This window comes from Pseudomonas sp. A1230 (genome assembly GCF_044218825.1).
GTDB classification, from domain to species: domain Bacteria; phylum Pseudomonadota; class Gammaproteobacteria; order Pseudomonadales; family Pseudomonadaceae; genus Aquipseudomonas; species Aquipseudomonas iridis.
Genome location: NZ_CP162582.1, coordinates 361,546 through 380,306 on the forward strand (window position 1 = coordinate 361,546; position 18,761 = coordinate 380,306).

Annotated in this window: 24 protein-coding genes and 1 pseudogene; 18 read left to right on the top strand and 7 right to left on the bottom strand. The window is 58.3% G+C overall.

Translation table 11 applies throughout. From position 1 onward, the window contains the following. Positions 1 to 9: 9 nt before the first annotated feature. The 13 genes from AB4P97_RS01650 (at position 10) to recX (ending at position 9,635) form a co-directional block, all read left to right on the top strand. Positions 10 to 1,167: a phage tail protein gene (locus tag AB4P97_RS01650; RefSeq protein ID WP_395601988.1), complete on the top strand. Its 1,158-nt coding sequence runs from the start codon at positions 10 to 12 to the stop codon at positions 1,165 to 1,167. Next, a complete protein-coding gene (locus tag AB4P97_RS01655) occupies positions 1,164 to 1,679 on the top strand; it encodes a phage tail protein (RefSeq protein WP_210622058.1) in 516 nt (171 codons plus the stop codon). The genes AB4P97_RS01650 and AB4P97_RS01655 overlap by 4 nt, the downstream gene beginning before the upstream one ends. Positions 1,680 to 1,816: 137 nt before the next feature. Further along, on the top strand, positions 1,817 to 2,896 hold the full coding sequence (locus AB4P97_RS01660) for a phage tail protein (RefSeq protein ID WP_115146411.1): 1,080 nt from the start codon (positions 1,817 to 1,819) through the stop codon (positions 2,894 to 2,896). A 7-nt stretch (positions 2,897 to 2,903) separates the two neighbouring features. Next, entirely contained in the window at positions 2,904 to 3,470 is a 567-nt protein-coding gene (locus AB4P97_RS01665) for a tail fiber assembly protein (protein WP_115146412.1), read from the top strand. 22 nt (positions 3,471 to 3,492) lie between these two features. Continuing rightward, entirely contained in the window at positions 3,493 to 4,419 is a 927-nt protein-coding gene (locus AB4P97_RS01670; protein WP_395601989.1) for a hypothetical protein, read from the top strand. Then, the gene (locus tag AB4P97_RS01675; protein ID WP_395601990.1) at positions 4,419 to 4,886 is read left to right on the top strand and encodes a phage tail assembly chaperone; all 468 of its coding nucleotides are present in this window, start codon (positions 4,419 to 4,421) and stop codon (positions 4,884 to 4,886) included. Before AB4P97_RS01670 ends, AB4P97_RS01675 begins: the two co-directional genes overlap by 1 nt. Positions 4,887 to 4,925: 39 nt before the next feature. Beyond that, positions 4,926 to 5,822 carry a hypothetical protein gene (locus AB4P97_RS01680; RefSeq protein ID WP_042557922.1) on the top strand — a complete coding sequence of 299 codons (897 nt, stop codon included), beginning with the start codon at positions 4,926 to 4,928 and terminating at the stop codon, positions 5,820 to 5,822. After that, positions 5,823 to 6,269, top strand: coding sequence for a phage tail assembly chaperone (locus AB4P97_RS01685; protein ID WP_100847370.1), 447 nt, complete (start codon positions 5,823 to 5,825; stop codon positions 6,267 to 6,269). It abuts the gene before it with no gap. A gap of 115 nt (positions 6,270 to 6,384) precedes the next feature. Beyond that, the gene (locus AB4P97_RS01690) at positions 6,385 to 6,951 is read left to right on the top strand and encodes a glycoside hydrolase family 19 protein (RefSeq protein ID WP_395601991.1); all 567 of its coding nucleotides are present in this window, start codon (positions 6,385 to 6,387) and stop codon (positions 6,949 to 6,951) included. Next, the gene (locus AB4P97_RS01695; protein ID WP_115146417.1) at positions 6,930 to 7,448 is read left to right on the top strand and encodes a lysis system i-spanin subunit Rz; all 519 of its coding nucleotides are present in this window, start codon (positions 6,930 to 6,932) and stop codon (positions 7,446 to 7,448) included. The genes AB4P97_RS01690 and AB4P97_RS01695 overlap by 22 nt, the downstream gene beginning before the upstream one ends. A gap of 67 nt (positions 7,449 to 7,515) precedes the next feature. Beyond that, positions 7,516 to 8,016, top strand: a complete 501-nt coding sequence (locus AB4P97_RS01700) for a CinA family protein (RefSeq protein ID WP_042557926.1) — start codon at positions 7,516 to 7,518, stop codon at positions 8,014 to 8,016. An 83-nt stretch (positions 8,017 to 8,099) separates the two neighbouring features. After that, positions 8,100 to 9,158 (top strand): recombinase RecA, encoded by a 1,059-nt coding sequence (recA, locus tag AB4P97_RS01705; protein ID WP_042557927.1) that lies wholly within the window; start codon positions 8,100 to 8,102, stop codon positions 9,156 to 9,158. A 9-nt stretch (positions 9,159 to 9,167) separates the two neighbouring features. Then, a complete protein-coding gene (gene recX, locus AB4P97_RS01710) occupies positions 9,168 to 9,635 on the top strand; it encodes a recombination regulator RecX (RefSeq protein ID WP_115146419.1) in 468 nt (155 codons plus the stop codon). Positions 9,636 to 9,689: 54 nt separating this feature from the next. On the opposite strand, the gene AB4P97_RS01715 is transcribed toward recX, so the two are convergent. Next, positions 9,690 to 10,808, bottom strand: a complete 1,119-nt coding sequence (locus tag AB4P97_RS01715; RefSeq protein WP_395601992.1) for a TIGR00730 family Rossman fold protein — start codon at positions 10,806 to 10,808, stop codon at positions 9,690 to 9,692. A gap of 352 nt (positions 10,809 to 11,160) precedes the next feature. On the opposite strand from AB4P97_RS01715, the gene AB4P97_RS01720 reads away from it, so the two are divergent. After that, entirely contained in the window at positions 11,161 to 11,355 is a 195-nt protein-coding gene (locus AB4P97_RS01720; RefSeq protein WP_003222272.1) for a hypothetical protein, read from the top strand. Here the strand turns inward: AB4P97_RS01720 and AB4P97_RS01725 are convergent, their stop codons facing one another. Then, positions 11,356 to 11,781, bottom strand: coding sequence for a PA3611 family quorum-sensing-regulated virulence factor (locus AB4P97_RS01725; RefSeq protein ID WP_042557929.1), 426 nt, complete (start codon positions 11,779 to 11,781; stop codon positions 11,356 to 11,358). A gap of 189 nt (positions 11,782 to 11,970) precedes the next feature. Here AB4P97_RS01725 and AB4P97_RS01730 point away from each other — a divergent pair, with 189 nt between their 5' ends. The 3 genes from AB4P97_RS01730 to AB4P97_RS01740 all read left to right on the top strand — a co-directional run bounded on the left by AB4P97_RS01730 (position 11,971) and on the right by AB4P97_RS01740 (position 14,028). Further along, on the top strand, positions 11,971 to 12,717 hold the full coding sequence (locus AB4P97_RS01730) for a tRNA-uridine aminocarboxypropyltransferase (protein WP_181818461.1): 747 nt from the start codon (positions 11,971 to 11,973) through the stop codon (positions 12,715 to 12,717). A 223-nt stretch (positions 12,718 to 12,940) separates the two neighbouring features. Beyond that, positions 12,941 to 13,591 (top strand): response regulator transcription factor ErdR, encoded by a 651-nt coding sequence (gene erdR, locus AB4P97_RS01735; RefSeq protein WP_042557931.1) that lies wholly within the window; start codon positions 12,941 to 12,943, stop codon positions 13,589 to 13,591. A 74-nt stretch (positions 13,592 to 13,665) separates the two neighbouring features. Continuing rightward, positions 13,666 to 14,028, top strand: a complete 363-nt coding sequence (locus AB4P97_RS01740; RefSeq protein WP_042557932.1) for a diacylglycerol kinase — start codon at positions 13,666 to 13,668, stop codon at positions 14,026 to 14,028. On the opposite strand, the gene AB4P97_RS01745 is transcribed toward AB4P97_RS01740, so the two are convergent. Next, the gene (locus tag AB4P97_RS01745) at positions 14,025 to 14,951 is read right to left on the bottom strand and encodes a LysR family transcriptional regulator (RefSeq protein ID WP_042557933.1); all 927 of its coding nucleotides are present in this window, start codon (positions 14,949 to 14,951) and stop codon (positions 14,025 to 14,027) included. The two genes, AB4P97_RS01740 and AB4P97_RS01745, sit on opposite strands and share 4 nt — an antisense overlap. A 146-nt stretch (positions 14,952 to 15,097) precedes the next feature. On the opposite strand from AB4P97_RS01745, the gene fpr reads away from it, so the two are divergent. Next, positions 15,098 to 15,877, top strand: a complete 780-nt coding sequence (fpr, locus tag AB4P97_RS01750) for a ferredoxin-NADP reductase (RefSeq protein ID WP_042557934.1) — start codon at positions 15,098 to 15,100, stop codon at positions 15,875 to 15,877. A 174-nt stretch (positions 15,878 to 16,051) separates the two neighbouring features. On the opposite strand, the gene tsaA is transcribed toward fpr, so the two are convergent. From tsaA to AB4P97_RS01770, 4 genes and pseudogenes are all read right to left on the bottom strand, one after another. Then, the gene (gene tsaA, locus AB4P97_RS01755) at positions 16,052 to 16,750 is read right to left on the bottom strand and encodes a tRNA (N6-threonylcarbamoyladenosine(37)-N6)-methyltransferase TrmO (RefSeq protein ID WP_395601993.1); all 699 of its coding nucleotides are present in this window, start codon (positions 16,748 to 16,750) and stop codon (positions 16,052 to 16,054) included. Positions 16,751 to 16,933: 183 nt separating this feature from the next. Further along, positions 16,934 to 17,221, bottom strand: a pseudogene (locus AB4P97_RS01760) (SDR family oxidoreductase); the annotation flags it as partial. A gap of 176 nt (positions 17,222 to 17,397) precedes the next feature. Continuing rightward, positions 17,398 to 17,865 (bottom strand): DUF1456 family protein, encoded by a 468-nt coding sequence (locus AB4P97_RS01765; RefSeq protein ID WP_042557936.1) that lies wholly within the window; start codon positions 17,863 to 17,865, stop codon positions 17,398 to 17,400. Between the two features lie 75 nt (positions 17,866 to 17,940). Then, entirely contained in the window at positions 17,941 to 18,651 is a 711-nt protein-coding gene (locus AB4P97_RS01770; protein ID WP_042557937.1) for an rRNA pseudouridine synthase, read from the bottom strand. Positions 18,652 to 18,761 lie beyond the last annotated feature (110 nt).

Consider the following 18,761-nt stretch of genomic DNA (forward strand, 5'->3'; position numbering starts at 1 on the left):
GTAAGTGGGATGGATTATCCGAAAAGTGTGCCCAGCGCCGGGTTGGTGAATGGGAAGTTTGTCGATGAGAACCCGCTGATGGGAACGCCGGGGTCGTTGATTCCGGCGGAGTGGGGCAACAGCGTCACGCAAGAAATCATTAACGTGATCAGGGCCGGGGATCTGGCGCCGGATGAAAACAAATACGATCAATTGTTGCAGGCGATTCAGTCCGTAACATCCAAGGGCTGGAATCAGGATCTGGCTTTGCCTTTAGTGGCATTGCCGCTGCCGACGGTCGCCACCTCCGATGGTCGTTTGCCAGTCAGTCCGGCTGCGGCATCCACCAGTGGTGGCAGAGTTTCGATTGCTGCCGGTACGTTTATCAGCCTTGGCCAGGAAGTGGTGAGCGGCCAATTGGGGCGTTCACGCACTTTCGTGACTTCGTCCTGGAGCAGTGCGGATCTTCTGCCCAGCAGCCATTACTTTCTGCGTGCGCAGGTCATCGGTGGTGTGCTGACGTTCTACATGCAAAGGGGTGGCATTCACGATGTGGTGCCGGAGTCACTGAAAGGGGCACTCAACGGTGCTACCGGTGGCGGATTCCAATCCACGGCGCTGGACATGTGCCTGGCGTGGGTGGTGACCGGTGCGCCGGGTTCCGTGCCTACGGTGCGCACCATTTACAACAGGGCACGTTTGACCTGGACACAAACCGTCAATGGCACTGGGGCAATATTCCTCCCGCTTGATCCTCATGCACGTTCTGCTCGTCTGGTTGCTGGTAACCCGACTCCGTCGTCGACGGCAGTGACAACGGTTGCCTTTCCGTCAACTGGTTGGGCCGGAGGCAACTATTGCTTTCTGTCGCCCATTATCGCCGGCAGCTCCAATAACCCGGGTGGCTGGAACCCGGCCACGGTTGCACCGTGCGTGCTGTTCAGTAACAACATCGTCAATGACGTTACGGTTTCCAGTCTGACTGCGAGTTTCGATCACGCCAATTTGCGCTCGCTCTGGCAGTGCTATCAGGCTGAGCACAACCTTGGACAATCGGTTGCCGACAGTGACGAATTATTGCTGAGCATGGGCATCAAGAGCCATCCAGTCACCGACTACAGCGTTGGTATCGCGATCAACTTTTCTGACGCCGTGAACGTCCAGCTTTCGTGGGAGCTTATTCGATGATCGTTATTCAAGAACTTCACCAGTTCGATGGCGAGTTACGTGTTCCCCAGCCTTCAACTGCCCACGAATGGGATGGCGAACAGTGGGTACTGAGCGCTGATAAAAAACGTGTTTTGGACGAGCAGGAAACTGAACACCTGTGCACCAAAGTCGATGCCGCCGCCGACAACGCTCGCACGGCACTGGCCGGCGACCCGCTCAAAGCCATGGAATACGCCCAGGCCGCCGCCGACGCCCAGGCTTATCAGGACGCCGGTTACCCGAAAAAGGAAGTGCCGCTGTCGGTCGCTGCCTGGGTTGTCAAAGGTCGTACGGCCAAACAGGCTGCGGATCAGATTCTCGGCAAGGCCGATCAACTCACCGATCACCTCTTGACCCTGCGCACCCTGCGCCTCAAGGCCAAAACGCAGATCCGCGCGCACGCGACCAAGGGCAACATCGATCTGGCGCGTAGCGCCGCCGACGAGGCGCTGTTGGCTATAAGCCAACTGGTCAGCGGCCAGAACAGCTAGATCACGAACCTTCGTTTTGCATCTCTCAAGCCCACTTCATTGTGGGCTTTTTATTTTCAGAAAAAGACTTCGGACGAGCCTGCAGCAGCATCCCTCGTGACGCGGTTCATTTGTTATTTCAGAGGAACGAAAAACCTATGGATTATCCAAAAAGCGTCCCCAGCGTCGGCCTTGTCGATGGCCGCTTCGTCGATGAAAACCCGGTGGCGGGTAAGCCCGGTTCGTTGATTCCGGCGGTGTGGGGCAACAGCGTGACTCAGGAGATCCTGAGTGTGATCAGCGGCGGTGGGTTGGTGGCTTCGGAAGCGGACAACAGCCAGTTGCTCAAGGCGATTCAGGCGATTGTCGGGAGTGCCAGTCCGATGCGTTCGGTTGTCACGCGGATCGCTGCTTCCAAGACGTTGATCGAGCAGGAACTCGGTCTGGTTTTGATCGATGCCGGGGCCGGCGCATTGAGCGTCAGCCTACCGCCAGCCAACGCCAAACTGGGTATCCGCGACGTCATTGTGCGGCGTGTTGATAACAGCGGTAACCGCTTGGTCGTGCAAAGTTCAAGCGGTGATGTGATCAGGTTTCACACCCACCTGAATACTTCGGGCTATCCATTTCTAGTGTTGATGGGGGCGGGTGACTGGTGGCATCTGCGCAGCGATCTGGCGGGCAACTGGTGGCCGGTCGGTCGTCTGGACGGTTCTTCAATCGGACGTATCGATTTTGAGACCACGCTGGCAGTTCTACCGGGTGGCTATGCCGCGCTGAATGGTTCCTTGCTGAATCGCTCGGAATGGCCATGGCTTTGGGATCACGCTCAGCAGTCGGGCATGTTGCGTTCTGAAGCTGATCGCGGTGGTGCGTGGACTCCAGGAGACGGCGCCACGACCTTCCGCCTGCCAGAGGCCCGTGGTGAATTTTTGCGCGTGCTGGCCGAAGGCGGTCTGGTTGATACCGGACGCGCGCCAGGGTCTTGGCAAAAAGGCTCGTTGGTCCAGGGTGACAACGGCATCGCTGACAACATTCTGTTCGCGACACACATCGTTTCCCAGAAGGTCCAGTTGGGACTCGATATGGGGAACTACACCGATTACGCGGGTGCCACTGTCAAGTACATCACACCTGCTGCACCGGTTACGCCGATTGCAGACTCTGAGTTGCTGAACCACGGCGGTGTCACGCGACCTCGAAATATTGCCTATCCGGGTCGAATCAAACTTATCTGAGGTGCCCATGTTTAATTATCTGATTGATCACTCGGGCTTCCTGACTGGCCCTATTGAACTTGCGGTTACGCCAGGCCTCGGTGTCCAACTACCGAGTAATGCCGTTCAACTTTCATTCGAATTGCCTGCGCCTGAAAGCGGCCGCGTCTGGACGCTGGTGAATAACGTTCCCCGTGAGGTGATAGACCGTCGAGGATTGGTGTATCGGAAGGAAAACGGAGTAAAGCAGATATGGAGTGAGCCGGGAGAGTTACCAGACGAACTCACTGCCGAACCGTGGCCGGGCGACGGTTACTTCTGGATCGACAACACTTGGAAACTCGATGAAACCGCGCGCGTATCTGCGATCAAGGTCGATGTGTTCCGCTTGCGAGACACGTTACTTCGTGACGCCGTCCTGCGCATCGCGCCCCTGCAATACGCCGAAGACATCGGTGATGCCAGCCATGATGAACAGCTGCGACTGCTCGAATGGAAGCTCTACAGCGTTGAGCTGAACCGTATCGAAAAGCTGCCCGGCTTCCCCGAACAAATCACTTGGCCGATCGCGCCTGGCACAACCGTAGACAGCTGATGGCTGCACAGGGAGAAGTGCAATGGACTACCCAAAAACCATCCCCGGTGTGGGCTTGGTCAACGGCGGTTTCGTCGATGAAAACCCCGTGGCCGGAACACCGGGATCGTTGATCCCCGCCGCCTGGGGCAACAACGTTACACAAGAAATTCTTAACGCCATCAAGGCTGCCGGGCTGACGCCCGATGAGGCTAAAACCGACCAGTTGGCCACCGCCATTGGCGCGCTGGTCGACTTCCGCAAACTGAAAAACACCCCGACCACGCTGAGTGGCTACGGCATCACCGATGCCGGCGGGCGACTGTTGGCAATCAGGCAGATCGAGACGGTTGGTATCACTGTTTACAAGCCAAATCCGAAAGCCAAACGCATTCGCGTGCGATTGGTTGGGGCGGGTGGATCTGGCGGCGGTTGTGTGCCAGTAGCTGCGAGTCATCAAATGATCGGCGGCGGCGGAGGTTCCGGTGCGTACGTGGAGAGCCTGTATGAGGTAACCCCACAAATGCTGGCAGGTGTCCCTGTTTCGCTGGGGGCCGGTGGTGCAGCAAGTAACGCGGCGGGCCAGCCAGGAGGAGGCGCTTCCTTCGGCACATATATGAGTGCTGCGGACGGTGCGGGAGGGCAAATCCTGACGTTGGCGGTAACTGCAACGGCAGTGGGGTTCATTCATGGAGGTGCAGGAGGGCAGGCCGTTACCGGTGGCACACTTTCCAATGCGCGTGGCATCGGTGGTGAGTACGGGATGTACAACGCCAATTGGGGGGTACTTGCCGGGGCTGGCGGCTCTAGTCCGTTCGACGGCGGTGCCCCACGTATCGGCGTAAACGGAACTGGCGGTTCTGGTGGCCGTGGCTCAGGGGGAAGCGGCTCTTGCTCAACCAACGCTTCCGCTTCAGTGCTAAGCGGCGCTGGCGGCAACGCCTTCTGTGAAATCTGGGAGTACGAATAATGGCCCGTTATGCACGAGTTGAAAACGGTGTCGCGGTCGAACTGATCGATACCGGTGACTACCTGATTACCCAACTGTTCGCCCCCGCCTTCGTCGAGACAATGGTGCAGGTGCCGGACGGCATGAAAGTCGAAATCGGTGCGCCGCTGAGCGAGGTGCCGCAGCAAATCAAGACACAGGAGGTTCTGCAAACAGCAGTGGTTACTCCAGCAGGCGTTGTTGCAGAGCAAGACCCAAGGACACCTGATCGCACGTGGCGGGATGCGTCCCTTGCGGCGACCGAGTGGCGGGTGGTGCGTCATCGCGATGAACAGGAACTTGGCCGGGGCACGACGCTCAAGGCCCAGCAATATCTGGAGCTACTCGAGTACCGACAAGCGCTGCGCGATTGGCCCGAATCCAGAACTTTCCCGGCAGCGGTCTCTCGACCGACAGCGCCGCATTGGTTGATGGCCGATGCAGGCTGACGCTCCGCTCGCATGTATTTTCAGATAAGGAGATGAGTCATGGATTATCCAAAGAGTGTTCCCAGCGCCGGGTTGATGGACGGCAAGTTCGTTGATGAGGATTTGTTGACGGGCAAGCCGGGGTCGTTGATTCCAGCCAGTTGGGGCAATGGTGTTACGCAAGAGTTGTTGACGGTCATCCAGAGCGCGGGCCTGACCCCTACGGAGGCCTCCAATAATCAGCTGCTCAGTGCGCTGCGTAGCAGCAATCTGTTCGTGACTGCGCCGCAGTTCGACAAAGGCAAAACAGTCGCTACTACCGAGTTCGTGGCCCGCGCGGGTTTGCAATTTTCCGGATTCATTTCGTACCCGACGAGCACTGCCCTGACCATGGCCAACGTGGGGGGCGTGGCGAGTTTTGCCAGTACAACGCCGATCACGGCAACGCTGCCCACCATTAATGGCATCACCCATGCCAGCACACTTCACGTGATTAACGCGGGCAACGGTGTGCTCACCATCAATCCCGCCGCTAACGAACAAATAGAAACCTGTAACGGTACGATCGGGTCGTTGAAACTCGGTCTCGGTGATTCCGCGTGTCTGATCAAACTGGCCAACCAATGGCGGCTGTACGGAGGGTCGGTCAGCGATCGGTACGCCACCGCCCATTCCGGCATTAACGGCAACGTTGGCTATCAAAGGTTTGCCAGCGGCAACATTGACCAATGGGGCGTCGGCACAACGGATGCCAAGGGCGAAGTCGATATCACATTTCCAATTTCCTTCCCCACTGCATTTTCTTCAGTAGTGGCCACCCATGCGGGCGGCGACGGGGCAATGGTCATCTTGATCGCAGGCTCAGGAAAGCAACAAGGCTGCAAGCTCAAGGTGCGTGATTTCGGCGGTAACGTTGCTGCGGGCTGGGGTATCAACTATTTCGCGAAGGGCTATTGAATGAATCTGCATAACGTTTTGTTCAGCGCCAGCACCCGGGGCGTTTATGTACCGGGTATCAACTCAACCGACATTCCCGCTGATGTCATCGAAATTCCTCAGACTTATTGGATTTCGCTGCTGCAGCAACTGGCCGTCACTGCAAAAGTGATTGGAGTGCGTGCGGATAACGGCTACCCCATTCTTGTTGATCCACCGCCTCCGTCGGCAGAAGCAGCAGCCGACATCGAGCGCCGGTGGCGCACTGCGCAATTGGCTGCCACGGACGGTCTGGTCGCACGCGATCGCGATGAGCTCGAGGACGGTGGCGGCACGACGCTGACCACCGAGCAATACGCCGAATTGCAAACCTATCGCCGTCAATTGCGTGACTGGCCGCAGGGTTCTTTCTTCCCGTTCAGCGAGCATCGACCGGTGGCGCCGAGTTGGTTGGAAGCTGCGTTCTAAATCTGCAGGCCTCAAATTCAATACTGTTTCCCCGAAAATTCCGGAAAGCAAATGGTTGGCAGTGTTTGGTCGGCAACCATGATTCAATCCGATCATCCAGGGAGGATTACGCATCATGCAAATAACTGAAAACAACCTTTTAAACATCATGCCAAACGCCCGCAGCCAAGCGGGCGTTTTTGTATCTGCGCTAAACAGCGCCATGGCCAACCACCGCATCGATACGCCTAAACGTGTCGCTGCATTTCTTGCGCAAATCGGCCACGAGTCGGGCCAGTTGCAGTACGTGCGCGAGTTGGGCAACAACCAGTACCTGAGCAAATACGACACCGGCACGCTGGCGTTACGTCTGGGCAATACGCCGCAGGCCGATGGTGATGGACAAAAGTACCGCGGTCGCGGGTTGATCCAGATCACCGGCCGTAGCAACTATCGTCAATGCAGCCTCGGCCTGTTCGGCGATGAGCGTCTGCTGTCCTTGCCGGAACTGTTGGAGCAGCCGCAATGGGCCGCCGAGTCCGCCGCGTGGTTCTGGGAAAAGAATGGCTTGAACGAGCTCGCCGACCGCGACCAGTTCAACACTATCACCCGTCGTATCAACGGCGGGTTGAACGGCTTGCAGGAACGGCTCGAGATCTGGGCGCGGGCGAGGGCTGTGTTATGCCAATCACTTGGCGAGTGATCGGCGTGGCGTTGCTGGCCCTGGGGGCTGCGGCGCTGGGCTGGCAGGTTCAGGACTGGCGCTATGGACGGCAACTGGCCGAACAGGCTCGGTTAAACGCAGAAGTCCTCAATCAACTGACCCTGACCGCAGCCACCGCGCAACAAGCCGAGCAGGATAAACGTCTGGCCCTCGAGCAGCGGCTCGCAGCCAGTGAACAAACCCACTATCGAGCGCTGAGCGATGCCCAACGTGATCAGGATCGCCTGCGCGATCGTCTTGCCACTGCTGATGTGCGCCTGTCAGTCCTCCTCGACGCAGGCGACGTTGCCGCAGGCTGTGCAGTGCCAGCCGCCGCCGGCACCGGCGGCGTGGATCATGCAACCGTACGCGCCCGACTTGACCCGGCGCATGCTCAACGAATTGTCGCCATCACCGACGAAGGCGATCGCGGACTGATTGCCTTGCAGGCCTGTCAGGCCTATGTCAGAGCGTTGGCGCCCGAACATTTTGAATAAGCTTGTGTATTGAAAGCACAACCGGCTCGTGTACGGTGGACGCATTCCACACGATCCGGAGAGCAACGTGAAAGAGATCACTCAACTGGCAGCCGAGCTTGGCCGACGTCTGCAAGTGCTCAATGCCCACGTCACCACCGCCGAGTCCTGCACCGGCGGCGGGATTGCCGAAGCCATCACGCGGATTCCAGGCAGCTCGGCGTGGTTCGAGGCCGGTTACGTGACGTACTCCAACCGACAGAAAACCCAGCAACTGAATGTGCCGGCCGAGTTGTTCGACTCGGTGGGCGCAGTCAGTAGCGAGGTGGTCGAGGCGATGGTGCGAGGTGCGCAGGCGCAGAGCCTGGCGCGGTTCGCCGTGGCGGTCAGCGGTGTGGCCGGGCCCGACGGTGGCACGCCAAACAAACCGGTGGGCACCGTGTGGCTGGCCTGGGGCGTTGGCGATGTGGTTACCAGTGAAGTGCAGCACTTCGCGGGCAATCGCGATGAAGTCCGCCGACAAACGGTGAAGGCCGCGCTAGAGGGGCTCATGCGACTAGCGGCACGAGAAATCGAAAAACAGGGGTAGGCGATCCGCGAACGCTGTGGAATAATACTGGCTACTTATACAGGTGTTGGCCGTCAGGCCTTATTGATTACGTGAGGACTTTAATGGACGACAACAAGAAGAAAGCCTTGGCTGCGGCCCTGGGTCAGATCGAACGTCAATTCGGCAAGGGTGCCGTAATGCGTATGGGCGATCAGGACCGTCAGGCGATCCCGGCTATCTCCACTGGCTCTCTGGGTCTGGACATTGCACTCGGCATTGGCGGCCTGCCAAAAGGCCGTATCGTTGAAATCTATGGTCCTGAATCTTCCGGTAAAACCACACTGACACTGTCCGTGATCGCCCAGGCTCAAAAAGCTGGCGCGACCTGCGCATTCGTCGACGCCGAACACGCCCTCGACCCTGAGTACGCCGGCAAACTGGGCGTCAACGTTGATGACCTGCTGGTTTCCCAGCCTGACACCGGCGAACAAGCTCTGGAAATCACCGACATGCTGGTGCGCTCCAACGCCGTTGACGTGATCATCGTCGACTCCGTGGCTGCACTGGTGCCGAAGGCTGAAATCGAAGGCGAAATGGGTGACATGCACGTGGGCCTGCAAGCCCGTCTGATGTCCCAGGCGCTGCGTAAAATCACCGGTAACATCAAGAACGCCAACTGCCTGGTTATCTTCATCAACCAGATCCGCATGAAGATCGGCGTGATGTTCGGTAGCCCGGAAACCACCACCGGTGGTAATGCGCTGAAGTTCTACGCCTCGGTTCGTCTCGACATTCGCCGTACTGGCGCGGTGAAAGAAGGCGACGAAGTGGTCGGCAGCGAAACCCGCGTCAAGGTTGTGAAAAACAAGGTGGCTTCGCCGTTCCGTCAGGCCGAGTTCCAGATTCTTTACGGCAAGGGCATCTACCTCAACGGCGAGATGATCGACCTGGGCGTGCTGCACGGCTTCGTCGAGAAGTCCGGCGCCTGGTACGCCTATGAAGGCACCAAGATCGGTCAGGGCAAGGCCAACTCGGCCAAGTTCCTGGCAGACAATCCGGAAATCGCCAAGAAGCTCGAGAAGCAACTGCGTGACAAACTGCTGGCCCCGGCGGCAGACGTCAAGGCTTCGCTGGCCAAGGACAAAGTCGACGATATGGCTGAGGCCGATGTCGACGTTTGAAGTCTTTGAATGACACTTGTACTCGATACCCTCGTCGCGGTGCGGCGAACCGCCATGGACCTGCTCGCACGTCGCGAGCACGGTCGAGTCGAGCTGACGCGTAAACTGCGTCAGCGCGGCGCTGAGGCGGAAATGATCGAAACAGCCCTCGACCGTTTGACGGAAGAAGGGTTGCTTTCCGAAGCCCGTTATCTTGAAAGCTTTGTTTCCTACCGAGCCCGTTCCGGTTATGGCCCTCTGCGAATTCGCGAGGAGCTGAGCCAGCGTGGTTTGCAACGTGCCGATATCGAACTCGCCCTGCGCGAAAGCGGTATCAGCTGGCAGGAGCAACTTCAGGAAACCTGGCAGCGGAAATTCTCCGGGCATTTGCCGATTGATGCCAGGGAACGGGCCAAACAAGGCCGCTTCCTGGCGTATCGGGGCTTCTCGATGGAGATGATCAACCGCTTGTTCAGCGGCAGAGGGATGGACGATTGAACGGTTGAAACGAAACGGCCCGCTATGAAAATAGCGGGCCGTTTTTTTTTGCCTTCAAATTACCTTGGAAGATTCTCGGCTGCGTTGGGCGGTTTGCGGTTGGGAATGGGCCCAGTTTTCCGGCAAGTTGATGTAGTCCACCAACTCCCTCAAGCGCCCTTGATTGCGGGCGGTAAAGGCAAAAGCCAAGCGCGACAGATGACTGAACTGGGCGTCGTCGTGTTCTTCGCCGCTGTAGGCATGCTGATGGAATTGGCCGCTCAAACACAGATCAGCAAAGGCTTCCTGCATATGCTCCAACGCCTGATCGCTGAGTTTGTGATTCATGCGAATCACGAATTGCCCATGGAGCCAGCGACTGGAGTGGAAGTTGCTATAAAACTGGGTGATCTGTTCCACCGCTTCCTCGACGGTGTAGACCAATCGCATCAGCTTCATGTCGGTCGGCAGGATGTAGTGGTTTTCCTCCAGTTGCTGGCGGATGAAATCCATCGCGCCTTGCCAGAACGTACCGCCCGGTGCGTCCAGCAGTACCACCGGAACCAGTGGGCTTTTGCCGGTCTGGATCAGTGTCAGCACTTCCAGTGCTTCATCCAGCGTGCCGAAGCCACCCGGGCACAGTACCAATGCGTCGGCCTCCTTGACGAAAAACAGCTTGCGGGTGAAGAAGAAGTGAAACGGAAGCAGGTTGCCGGTACCGTCTACGGTCGGGTTGGCATGTTGTTCGAAAGGCAGGGTGATGTTGAACCCGAGGCTGTGATCACGCCCTGCGCCTTCATGGGCGGCGGCCATGATGCCGCCACCGGCACCGGTGATGACCATCATGTCCGAACTCGCCAGTTTCGCGCCGAGTTCCCGGGCCAATGCATACAGCGGATGCTCGACCGGCGTGCGCGCCGAGCCGAACACAGTGACCTTGCGTCGGCCCTTGAATTGTTCCAGAACCCGAAACGTCTGCTCCAGCTCGCGCAGGGCTTGCAACGTGATCTTGGCGTTCCAGCGGTTGTGGTCTTCCTGGGCCATGCGCAGCACAGTCAGGATCATGTCTCGGTAGATGGGAATATTTGGACTGTTGGTGGAAACACGGTTGAGTTGTTCTTCGACCTGGCTGATGAGGTCGGGGCCGCTTTCCTGAAAATGACGGCTGAGCAGGTCATTCGGTTGGTAAGGCATTCAACGTCTCCTTCTGCACAGAGCGGGTCGCCCTGACGCGCGGCGTCAGGGCTGCGCTGCGAAAACACACAATCGACAGTTCCTTTTCCTGCCGCTGACAACTGATCGTGAATACTCTGAATCTAGACCCTTGCGCGTGATTGCGCTGACTTGATCATTGCGCTGCAGCGCGGCGGATAGCAATCGCTTGTTGATTGTCCGGTCGATGATTTCACCGTTCGTCCGAACGTGCGCCGAACGGCAAACCCTCTGATTAACTAACCTACAGGCACCTTGCTACAACTTGGCATTACTGACCGTATGCAAGGAGCACGCTATTCAAGGATTTGTCGACAGCAAGGAGGCGGGATACGTGGCCAGAGTGATTCTGGAAATCGATACGCAGCTGTACCGGATGTTGAAGGCGTCAGCCGAGACCAACCAGGTGAGTCTCGAAGAGGAGTGCTGCCGAAGGTTGGCAGGCGGGGAGCGGCGTTCTCGTTATTTACAGGCCCTGGTGGCCGAATTGCGCGCCGAGGATGAACAGCGGCGCGCCAATTCGCGATGATTACTTCTTTTTCGCCGGAGCGGCTTTTGGACAATCCGAATCCTGGTAGCTGGCAGCGCCAACAGCCTTGTTGGTTTTCACTTCGGTGAATTCGTAACGCATGATCGCGCCTTTGGCCATCAGCTTGCGGAACGATGGGTTGTTGCAAACCGACGCACCCAACTGGAAATACACGGCTTTGGGGTCTGCGCGCATTTTGTCGGCGTGGCTCTTTTGTACGCTCAGGTGATTGATCAACTGAGTGCCTTCAACGGTATAGCCCTGATCAAGAATGTCTTCGTTGATTGCCCGTGGCGTGCCGACGCTGCTTTGGGCGGCGACGTTGCGCAGCTCTCTGTTCAGATTCTGCTCACTCAAGGATGCAGCTTGAGCGGTGAAGGACGACGCCAGCAGAATGGCAGCGGTGGGAACGATAAGGCGCAGCATGAAACTCTCCTGGTTCAGTGACTGGTGTTTCGACCAGCCACGTGACTGTGCGTTCAGTGGCGGCGAATTATAGGGGAGCCGGTCTGGACGGTACAGGTTTGTCCTTGTCGCTCTGGTAAACTTCCGGTCTTTATTGCCCTGCCGAGTGTCGTTCGTGTCGAGTTTCCCTGCTGAGTGGCGCCGCCCGTGATCCATCATGCCCCCAACGCCGTAGCCCGCTTGCGTGATCAGCGCGAGGACGAGGGTATCAAGCCTATTCAGGCCCGAGGCTTTCGCTCCGAGCGTTGCCGTGACTGTCGGGTAATCATCAGTCATTGCCTGTGCGCCTGGCGGCCAAGCGTCGACTCCCGCTCGGGTGTGTGCCTGATCATGACCGGCAAGGAAGTGTTCAAGCCGAGCAACACCGGTTGGCTGATTGCTGATGTGGTACGGGATAACCACGCATTCATCTGGTCACGTACCGAGCCCGACCCGCAGATGCTGGCACTGCTCAATGACCCACAGTGGCAGCCGTATCTGGTGTTTCCCGGGGAATATGTCGAGCCGTCGCGGGTGACCAACACCGTCGAGCTCGAAAGCGGCAAGCGCCCGCTGTTTATTCTGCTGGACGCGACCTGGACCGAAGCGCGCAAGATCTTCCGCAAGAGCCCGTATTTTGAGCGCTTGCCGATTCTCAGTCTGCTGCCCGACAAACTGTCGCGCTACCGGTTGCGCCGCTCGACCCGCAGTGAGCACCTGTGCACCGCCGAAGTCGCGGCGCTGTGTCTGGAGCTGGCAGGTGACAGCGACGCAGCGTCGGCGCTGGACGCTTATTTCGATGTGTTCAGCCAGCATTATCTGGGCGCCAAACAGCAATTGGATATGAATGAATCGACGCCGGCCCACGCCGAGTTGCAACCCTTTATACGAAAGCCGCAGGCGGACTTGGCCCAATAGTGGCCCATACTGCACATCGCGGCGACCGTGTTGCTTGACCACCCCGTCTTCGCTGGGCATGCTTGGCGCCGATTAGGGTGCTGCCAAGGTTTGAAACGCCGTGTTTGCTGGTTATTGGCGTTGAACGTGCCCCTGTGGATGCCGCTACAAGCGGCATCTTGAGTTGCTTTGGCCAGAGCCGACTAGACCGGGTCTGCCATCAAAAAACAGGATCATTTGAAAAATGGCCACATACGACATCCTGATTGCCGATGATCACCCCCTGTTTCGTAGCGCCCTGCATCAAGCAGTGACGCTGGGCCTTGGCCCGGATGTACGGCTGGTGGAAGTGGCGAGCATCGCCGAACTGGAAACGCGTCTGACAGAAAAGGCTGACTGGGATCTGGTCCTGCTGGATCTGAACATGCCCGGCGCTTTCGGGTTTTCCGGGTTGGTGATGTTGCGCGGCCAATACCCGCAAATTCCGGTGGTGATGGTCTCGGCGCAGGAAGAAGCCTCAGTGATGGTCAAATCCCGCGAGTTCGGCGCCAGTGGCTTTATTCCCAAGTCCAGCGACCTCAGCGTGATTCAGGAAGCCGTGCGCAAAGTGCTCGATGGCGATGTGTTTTGGCCACCGCAAGCTTTTGAAGCGGTCAGCGTTTCTGCCGAAGCCAAAGCCGCCAGCGATGGCCTGGCCAGCCTGACCCCCCAGCAGTTCCGCGTATTGACCATGGTCTGCGAAGGCCTGTTGAACAAGCAGATTGCCTATGAGTTGAGTGTGTCGGAAGCGACCATCAAGGCCCACGTCACGGCGATCTTTCGCAAACTGAATGTGCGCACCCGAACTCAGGCGGCATTGCTTCTGCAACAACTGGAGTCAATTCCGAGCCAGTAATGGCTGGCGCGTTCACGCTTTTTTGACTTTGGTTGATCTAGCTTTCCCACTCCTTTTTGGTTGGTTTCTACTTTATGTCACCTTTCAAGGGCCAGACCGGCCTGAAACGCATTCTCAACGCTTCCGGTTACTCGCTGGATGGTCTGCGCGCAGCCTTCACCGGCGAAGCGGCATTCCGCCAACTGGTGCTGCTCAATGTGGTGCTGGTGCCACTGACGTTTTTCCTGAATGTCAGCCGTGTTGAACAGGCGCTGTTGATCGCCGTGTGTCTGCTGGCGCTGATCGTCGAACTGCTGAACTCGGCAGTGGAAGCGGCCATCGACCGCATCTCGCTGGAGCTGCACCCACTGTCCAAGAACGCCAAGGACATGGGCAGCGCCGCGCAATTCGTGGCGTTGAGCATGATCGCGCTGGTGTGGGCAGTGATTCTGCTTTAAGCGATAGTCGGCAAGACGATCTCGTCGCTGCGCTGAACACCCGCGGTGAAAGCGCGGCACAGCTCGAGAAATTCGCGCATGGCCGAGGTCTGGTACTTCTGTTTGTGCCAGATGAAGTAGAACTGCCGCGCCAGATCCATATCTGGCGTTTCCACCGCCACCAGGCTGCCGCGCCGGAATGCATCACGCAGTGCCAGCCGCGAGATGCAGCCAATCCCCAGCCCCGATTCCACCGCGCGTTTGATCGCTTCGGTGTGTTCCAGCTCAAGTCGGATATTCAGCGCGCTGCGATGGTGACGCATGGCCTGATCAAACGTCAGGCGCGTGCCGGAGCCTTGTTCGCGCAGAATCCACGCTTCGTGCGTCAACTCTTCCATGCTCGCGCTACCGCGTTTGGCCAGTGGATGCTGCGGCGCGCAGAACACCACCAGTTCATCCTCGACCCAGCTTTGCACTTCGATGTCCGGGTGGCTGCAATCGCCTTCAATTAGACCCAGATCAATTTCGTAATGAGCGACCTGTTGCACGATGTTAGCGGTGTTCTGCACGTGCAACTTCACCTGGCTTTCCGGATGGCGTTGCATGAAGCTGCCGATTAGCAGGGTCGCCAGGTAATTGCCGATGGTCAGCGTCGCACCGACTGCCAGTGAGCCGAAACCGGACTTGCCGTTGAGCAGGTCTTCGATCTCTTTGGCCTGATCAAGCAGGGCTACCGCTTGCGGCAACAGCTGTTTGCCGAGGGCGTTGAGGCTCAGCCGTTTGCCGGCGCGGTCGAACAGCTGGCAGCTGGACTGGCGCTCCAGTTCGGTGATCGAGGTGCTCGCCGCCGATTGTGAGAGGTTGAGCAGACCCGCAGCACGGGACACGCTTTCCTGCTGGGCGACGGCGACGAAGACTTGCAGTTGACGGAGAGTAAATCGCATATCGATATAACCGATAACCCTTATCTTAATAATCCAGTTAACAGATATTGTCGTCGCTATTAGAATGCGATGCAATTGCGCACCGTCGGCCTGCCATCATTGGCTTCAAGAGACGCGCAGACCCAATATCCAGGAGTCAAACGTACATGAGCAACATGAACCACGAGCGTGTCCTCAGTGTTCATCACTGGAACGATACCCTGTTCAGCTTCAAGTGCACCCGAGACCCGGGCCTGCGCTTCGAGAATGGGCAGTTCGTGATGATCGGCCTGCAACAGCCAAATGGCCGCCCGCTTATGCGCGCTTACTCGATCGCGAGCCCGAACTGGGAAGAGCATCTGGAATTCTTCAGCATCAAGGTGCCTGATGGCCCGCTGACTTCGCAGTTGCAGCACCTGAAGGAAGGCGACGAGATCATCATCAGCAAAAAGCCTACGGGCACGCTGGTACTGGATGACCTGAAACCCGGCAAACACCTTTACCTGCTCAGCACCGGCACCGGTCTGGCGCCGTTCATGAGCGTGATCCAGGATCCTGAAACCTACGAGCGTTTCGAAAAAGTGATCCTGTGCCACGGCGTTCGCTATGTGAATGAAGTCGCCTACCGCGAATTCATCACCGAGCACCTGCCACAGAACGAGTTCTTCGGCGAAGCGCTGCGCGACAAGCTGATCTACTACCCGACCGTGACCCGCGAGCCGTTCGAGAACGAAGGCCGCCTGACCGATCTGATGCGCAGCGGCAAGCTGTTCAGGGACATCGGCCTGCCGCCGATCAACCCGCAGGACGACCGCGCCATGCTGTGCGGCAGCCCGAGCATGCTCGACGAGACCAGCGAAGTGTTGAACAGCTTCGGCCTGAAAGTCTCGCCGCGCATGCGCGAGCCGGGTGATTACCTGATCGAGCGTGCGTTCGTCGAGAAGTAAGACACATTCCCTATGGGAGCGAGCCTGCTCGCGAATGCGATCTGTCATTAACATTTATGTTGGGTGACACAACGCCTTCGCGAGCAGGCTCGCTCCCACAATGGGTGTTGTGGTGTGACAGCAAAAAGCCCGCGTTGCCTGAGAAGGCGGCGCGGGCTTTTTCGTTTTCGGGGTTTATGCGTCAGCGGGGATGACTTCGAGGACGCGAATCTGCTCAGGCACGGGGTAATGCCAGCGCACGTCCAGATCCCAGAATTGTGCGCCGTATTCACGCTCCGGCGCTGGCGTCTGATACGCCGGGCGCGGATCCTGCGCCAAACACTGCTCGATCAACTCGACCAATGGCTCGGCCAGGCGCTGTGCGTGTGTGTGCGCTTGTTGCAGCGCTGTGTCCGTCCACTGCACGTCAATCAGTTGCGGCGCAGCGCTGGCGATGTTGTTGGAGGCGTCGGGGATGGTGTCGGCGTAAGGCACGTAAGGTTTGATGTCGAGAATCGGCGTGCCGTCGAGCAGATCGATACCAGAGATGAACAGGCGATTGGCTTCGACCTTGTCCAGTTTCACCACGGATTGGCCAATGCCATTCGGGCGGTGGGTGGCGCGAGTGGCGAACACGCCCATGGACTTGTTGCCGCCGAGCCGGGGAGGGCGCACTTTCAGACGCGGTTTTTCTTCCAGAGCCTGATGGAACAGGAACAGCAGCCAGACGTGACTGACCTGTTCCAGACCCTGCACGGCGTCACCCTGATCGAACGGCGGCACCAGTTCCAGCACGCCACGGGCGGCGGGTGCCAATTGCGGTTGGCGCGGGATGGCGAACTTCTCCTTGAAGCAGGAGCGGACGAAGCCGATGGGGGAGACGCTGTAAGTCATGGTTTGAGGTCGGAGGCGGGATCAGGGCGGGCATGATAACCCTTCCAACCTCAAGTCTGGTGTTGGCAGGGCTGACGCCATCGCTGGCAAGCCAGCTCCCACAGGTTGTGTGGTGCACAAAATAACGGAAACGCTCGAGAACCTTGTGGGAGCTGGCTTGCCAGCGATAGCTTCACCGCCGATTCACAGGCTGAACCCGCCATCCAAAGGAATGATATTCCCGATCATATACGCCCCAGCCGTACTCGCCAGACTGATCGCCAGCGCCGCCATCTCTTCCTCTCGCCCCCAGCGCTTCATCGGAATCAGCGCCGTGTCCTCGGCGAATGCCTGCTCATCGTTGCCAATATGCTGGGTCATCTTGCTCGGAAAGCGGCCCGGTGCGATCACGTTGACGTTGATGTGCTGGCTCACCAGTTCGCGTGCCAGAATCCGTGACAGCTGATGCAAGGCTGCCTTGCTCGGCCCATTGCCGATACCACGAGTGCCACCGGTCACCAGAGCGGTGCGGCCTTGCAGGGAAAAGTACGGGTGCATGGCGAGTCCTGAGTGTTAGGGATCAATACACTCTAGGCCATGCGGCCAGCTGCGAGTGGCAAGCTACAAGCTACAAGTAAGAGCTTGCAGCTTGCGGCTCGTAGCTGGTTTTACGCTCTCACGCGCAGCGTGAGGCCCTTGAGGAAGTTGCGCAGCAGTTGATCGCCGCACGGACGGTAGTTGGTGTGGCCAACCTTGCGGAACAGCGCGCTCAGCTCAGGCTTGGACACCGGGAACTCGGCAGCCTTGAGGATTGCGTGCATGTCGTCTTCTTTCAGTTCGAAGGCCACACGCAGCTTTTTCAGAATGATGTTGTTGGTCACCGGCACTTCGATCGGCTGCGGCGGACGGCTTTCGTCCTTGCCACGTTTGAAGATCACCAGGCCGTCGAGGAAGTGCGCGATGACTTCGTCCGGGCAGCGCACGAAGCCTTCTTCGTCTTCTTCTTTCTTGTCGAGGTATTTCACCAGGTCTTCGAGGGCGATTTCCATGCCGCCGGTCTTGGTGATTTCAATGACTTTCTTGTCGCTGATGTCGAGCATGTAGCGCACGCTGCGCAATACGTCGTTATGAATCATGTGAGCAATCCTGATCTTTCGCTGTGGGCATCGCGCGGGGCGCTGCCGAAAATGTGGGGCGGCAAAACAGAGTCGTCAGAACTTCTCTTTGCCGGACATGTAGCGCCATTGGCCAACTGGCACTTTGCCGATGGACACACCGCCAATGCGGATGCGGCGCACGCTGATAACCTTCAAGCCAACGGCCTGGCAGAGCTGGGCAATGATCCCCGGCTGCGGGTTTTTCATGGCGAAGCGCAGGCGGTTTTCGTTCTGCCAGCTGGCTTTGACTGCCGGCAACTCCTTGCCCTTGTGGGTGAGGCCGTGGGTCAAGCGGTTGAGGCCGTGAGCGACCATATCGCCCTCTACTTCAACCACGTATTCCTGCTCGATCTTGGCGGAGTCGGCGGTGAGCTTGCGCAGGATTTTCCAGTCCTGGGTGAATACCAGCAGACCGCTGGCATTGGCCTGCAGGTCGGCGCTGGTGCTCAGGCGCAGGAAGTGCCCGCGCAACGGGCGTTTGCCGTAGCGGTGCTCTTCGCTCAGGGTTTCGGCGCTGATCAGCTGCATTGCGCTGTCGGTATCGATGCCGGCCGGCACGTTGAGCAAAATAGTGACGGGCTCAGGCGCGGTGGCCTTGGCGTCTTTGTCGAGCTCGACCTTTTGGCCTTCGACCTTGAATTGCGGCTCGTCGATGACTTCGCCGTCCACGGTGACCCAGCCGCCCTCAATGAACAGTTCGGCCTCCCGGCGGGAGCAACCGACCAGTTCGATGAGGCGTTTGGAGAGGCGAATCGGGTCAGTCATGACAGGGCCGTAACAAAAAAGGGGTGTGCATTGTACCTGTGTGGCGCCGGTTAAGCCCGGTTCCATTTCGGTGCGTTCGCATTACTTGTGGGAGCTGGCTTGCCAGCGAT